We start from the raw sequence: 4356 nt of genomic DNA, 5'->3' as shown, positions 1-4356 counted from the left end.
TTGCACAGATTTTATCGAAACACAATGCGGTAAGTTGGGCGCATACCAATCATTCCGGTGATTATGTAGAGCTTGCGACATATGGCCCTGGAAGTGAAACCATGCCAGGGTTTATCAAAAACTATGAATTACACAATTTCATGTTGGAAGCAACTGGAGTTAATCAAGGTAAATTTGCATTTATGACTGCATAAAATTTTCTTTCTCACCATTCATTGAATATTTAAAAATATAGAAGTGTGGCAGTTTCCCACACTTCTGTACTTGAAAAAAGCACAAGATCTCACTCTGCTAAACTTATTTATTAAAGTTATTTCGTTTGGTAGATAGTATTCAGAACATAAGTTATTTAACCTGAAGACTCCTGTATCGGAAAAATAAAAATCCTATTTAAGACAGGTAAGCCCAGATTAACCATCCTTTTTTCTCTGCTACTACCTTGTTTGGAGCTTGTCTGATAAGCAATTAAAGGACTGAAAAATTATTAAATCTGAAAAACAAAAGTATAATACAAAGTATTTTCTTTTAATAAGCTTTAAATTAAAGGAAGCAATATAGGCTAGCTTGAAAGGAAAATGAGTTGGTGGAAATCAAATATCAGCAAAAAATCGACTTTACTCACTGCAGTACTATTATTGTTTCAGCTTCAGCTTTTGATACTTCAGGCCTGTTATACCAATCCCGAATTTGAAGATGATCTATGTGGTGTCGTGAGAAGGGCTAATGTCATTGAAGTCAGCCAGGTATTTTTCAGTCCCTTCATCAATGGTCTTTACTCAGAAAAGGAAGATACTGTCAAAGTTGAAGACTTCAGGTTTAATTTTGAATTGGAATATGAGGCAATACAATCATCATCCCTTCACTTTCCGGGACAGTGTATTGCCCGAGATTGTGAACCCAAATTCAATGTGCAGAACATTTCAAATATTCAAATTCTTCTCAAGGAGCCATTCATGGATCTACCTCCAGGGACCGACATTGCCTATTTATTCAGATTTGCCGATGGTACACAACTGAGTAGATTCAGAGAATTCAATAGGATGAGCCAGTTTTTCACATTGACTTTTCATGGTGAAACCACCAGAGCAGAGAGGATGAAAACTGATTTCCTTATTTTTTTAAGGAATGGAGAACAGTTAAAATTCAGTTCCACTTCTCCATATATCATCAATTGACAGGTCAATTTGTCACCATGCCCTATTTCTCAGTTGCCTTTGGGTCATAAGTCAATTTTCCCAAACCATATAAGTACAGTACTTTTGAATACCTCAACATCAGAGGCATAAGGAGTAAATTAGCTGCAAGAACTGTCCATACATAGACCATCACCGCTGGTCTATCTAAGAAATAGCTTAATATTATTGAAACATTTACCATCAAGGCAACAGAAAAGGCATAACTGATATACATAGCTCCATAAAAAAAATCTGGCTCAGGAGTGATAGTTGCATCACATTCAGGACATTTTCCATGTATTTCTGACAGCTTTGCATAACTAAATACAGACGTGGGAAATAAATCCCCTTTTCTGCACCTTGGACATTTCGCCTGTAGCATGGCCATCCTCAAACTCCTTTCTTCCATATTTGAATTATTTGATTGCAAAAATAGCAACTAAACTGGTTTTAAATGTGACTATTAATACAATTAAAATACCATTAGAAAAGTTCTTGAATTGGACTCTTCGCATCATTTTTGCTATGTTTGCAATGTGTTACAAAGATTGAAAAATCATATCGCCATTAAATTCATGGTTTACCTGCTCTTGGTAAACTTTATCAATCTTTCTGCTAATTTTTACCATTCATCAGTTATTGACTCACCTCTCTTAGAAAATCATGACCCGATTGATTCTTTAGCAGAATTGGTTTTGGAGTATGTTTTCGAAATGGATGATGAAACAATTCCTGATACTGAAGTGCCGCATGAAAAGAAAAAATTTTCTGACATCAAGCTTCACTTACAAAACGAAGGGGTTGCCTTAGCTCAAGATTTTGATGATTCCGAATCCAGTCTCAATACATACTACTTAGAGATTTTTAAATCTATTAGCAAAGAGAACGATTCTCCACCTCCACAATTAGTCTGATTTTTTTGAAAAATCCTGCCGATTACTATTGGCGAAGCTCTCAATAAAGAGAGCGGTTTACTATTCTTCAAATTATTCAATAAACACAGACCAATGAAATACAGCATCATTTTGGGACTGTTGTTCTTTGTGGCTACCTACTATGTAAATGCCCAGGAAGACCCAGTTTCAGAAGAAATCATTGAAAAAAGCGATTCTATATCAAATAAGAAACTCATTGAAGAGTTGAAATATATCAAGCAGCCAGGCTTAGCAAATGCTGCCTCAAAAATCTATTCTGCAGACCGAAGGTATTCTTTTGCCGGCTTTACAGAAATCAATTCTGTAACCTACTTAGGAGAAAAAAATACTGGAGATGACATTGAGCTTTACTACACCAATCTTTACCGTTTTGGTTTTTACTTTGGCTATAAAATCACCGACAGGTTTATTTTCAATTCTGAAATACAGGCAGAATTGCTTCATGATGGCTTTAGAGAAGTTGGAACAGAACTCAACTTTGAGTGGATGTTCGATTATTTATTCCATCCAAGTTTCAATGTACGGGTAGGTAATTATCCCATTCCAGTAGGTTACACCAACATCAACGAAGAGCCAATAGCATTTTATTCTGTCAATAGACCGGAGGTGGAGAGAATCATACTCCCTACCCAATGGCTAGAGACCGGTGTAATGTTTTATGGTAATTTCTTGAAAAATCAATTGGAATATAACCTTGGTCTCACCAAGGGCCTGGATGCTTCCAATATGGTGGAAGGTACCTGGATCAGAAGGGGTAGGTTCCATGGCCTTGAAGTTCCAAGGGCTTGGGCTGCTAATGGCAAATTAGAGTATGTAGCTCAAGATGATATTAAGTTAGGTATTGCAGGGTATTATGGAGATGCAGGCAGAGGTTCTGACACACCTTCCGGACAATCATTTAATCCGACAGTTTCCCTCTATTCAGCTTTTGCGGGATATGAATGGGGTAACTTTTCTGTTTTTGGTTTGGCTATGCGCGGATCGACCACCCAGACAGACCGGATATTTGAATTTGACAATCAGGTGATGGGAGAAGAGACCTTTGGTTACTATGGAGAATTGAGATGGGATCTATGGTCTGCTTTCAAGAGTGAAAAAGACTGGAAATTGCCGATTTGGCTCAGGTACGAAAGACTGGATACCCACGCTTCTGTAGCAAGCAGTTTTGAAAACAGGGCATTTGATAGGCAAAATCTTGAGATTATAAGTGTGGGTGCTAATCTTCGCCCAAAAAGGAACCTGGTATTCAAGGTCAATTATCAATTCAGGGAAAATCTTTCCGAAAGCATTATTCCTGAAGCCAATAGATTAGAGCTTGGGTTGGGCTTTATTTTCTAAAACTATTTGGAAAATAAAGCAGTAAAAACCTACTGGTAAATGTAGAAAATTGACTGTGGTCAGTGTTTTAGGTTACCAAAATTTTATCAAATTTGCGTCCTTATTGTATACTGACAAATGAAAAAAGTACTGATTACCCTGGCCACATTGTTGGTTATTATCACGGTCAAAGCCCAAGATTCTGATAGTCTTCGGTTTGAAAGACTTTCCTTGGACAGCATGTTTATTTCTGAAGTTGAGGAGCCTAAAGGTGGGGAATTGAAACCCAAAATTCTTCATGCTGAACCTCTATATATTGACCTTATTCGTGATTTGGGTGCAAGAAAGGGAGAAAAAGAATGGAATGTAGGCTTTGGAATGTTCAATAAAAGGGATTTCAACAAATATGAAGCTTTGGTAGAATATGAATGGGCTCCTATAGACCGACTAGGCTTTGAAATCGAAGTTCCTGTTACCATTTTTACAGCAAGTGAGGGAACACCTGTAGATATTACCAGACCGGCCAATAGGATCGAATCTTTAAAATTGGCTACACAGTGGACTTTTTTGGTTTCGGAAAAAGCAAAGACTTCGCTGGCATTGGGCTATATTCATGAATTCGAATTTGTAGACTTAAACAAACTAGGTCAATCGGAGCTCTTTAAGGGTAATATTTACAATCCGTTTTTCATTGCGGCCAAACGCTGGGGTTTGAACTATCATACATTGGTCTATACAGGTCCTAGGATTGTGAAAGACTTTGATATGAGAAGGGAATTCAGTTATGAAGTCCATACCAACTTCCATTATATGATTACAGGTACAAGAAATTTTATAGGCATAGAATTCAATAAAGAATTTCATGAAGGAAAATTTGAAGCTGTCATGAGACCGCAGATGCGCGTAGGCCTTGCAGAAAACTTGATGGT

5 protein-coding genes and 1 pseudogene are annotated in these 4356 nt (G+C 37.3%); 5 read left to right on the top strand and 1 reads right to left on the bottom strand.

The features are described from left to right. Both EA341_RS00705 and EA341_RS00700 read left to right on the top strand, forming a co-directional pair. Window positions 1-194, top strand: a pseudogene (locus tag EA341_RS00705) (alkaline phosphatase); the annotation flags it as partial. A gap of 381 nt (window positions 195-575) precedes the next feature. Further along, complete coding sequence (locus EA341_RS00700) at window positions 576-1175, top strand: hypothetical protein (protein ID WP_293010759.1); 600 nt, start codon at window positions 576-578, stop codon at window positions 1173-1175. Between the two features lie 22 nt (window positions 1176-1197). Here the strand turns inward: EA341_RS00700 and EA341_RS00695 are convergent, their stop codons facing one another. Next, on the bottom strand, window positions 1198-1584 hold the full coding sequence (locus EA341_RS00695; RefSeq protein WP_293010758.1) for a DUF983 domain-containing protein: 387 nt from the start codon (window positions 1582-1584) through the stop codon (window positions 1198-1200). Between the two features lie 139 nt (window positions 1585-1723). Here EA341_RS00695 and EA341_RS00690 point away from each other — a divergent pair, with 139 nt between their 5' ends. The 3 genes from EA341_RS00690 to EA341_RS00680 form a co-directional block, all read left to right on the top strand. Continuing rightward, a complete protein-coding gene (locus EA341_RS00690) occupies window positions 1724-2089 on the top strand; it encodes a hypothetical protein (RefSeq protein ID WP_293010757.1) in 366 nt (121 codons plus the stop codon). Window positions 2090-2182: 93 nt separating this feature from the next. Next, complete coding sequence (locus tag EA341_RS00685; protein WP_293010756.1) at window positions 2183-3448, top strand: hypothetical protein; 1266 nt, start codon at window positions 2183-2185, stop codon at window positions 3446-3448. A 117-nt stretch (window positions 3449-3565) separates the two neighbouring features. After that, window positions 3566-4356: HAEPLYID family protein (locus EA341_RS00680; protein WP_293010755.1), on the top strand; the 791-nt coding region annotated here is incomplete at its 3' end.

The sequence above is a fragment of the Mongoliibacter sp. genome (genome assembly GCF_007692705.1).
Classification (GTDB): domain Bacteria; phylum Bacteroidota; class Bacteroidia; order Cytophagales; family Cyclobacteriaceae; genus Mongoliibacter.
The sequence above is the reverse complement of the archived record's forward strand: the minus strand, read 5'-3'. Positions and strand labels throughout refer to the sequence as shown.

Excerpts from the sequence above, each read along its gene's own strand:
- EA341_RS00695 (WP_293010758.1), bottom strand. The coding sequence starts at position 1,584 with ATGGAAGAAAGGAGTTTGAGGATGGCCATGCTACAGGCGAAATGTCCA.
- EA341_RS00685 (WP_293010756.1), top strand. The coding sequence starts at position 2,183 with ATGAAATACAGCATCATTTTGGGACTGTTGTTCTTTGTGGCTACCTAC.
- EA341_RS00700 (WP_293010759.1), top strand. The coding sequence starts at position 576 with ATGAGTTGGTGGAAATCAAATATCAGCAAAAAATCGACTTTACTCACT.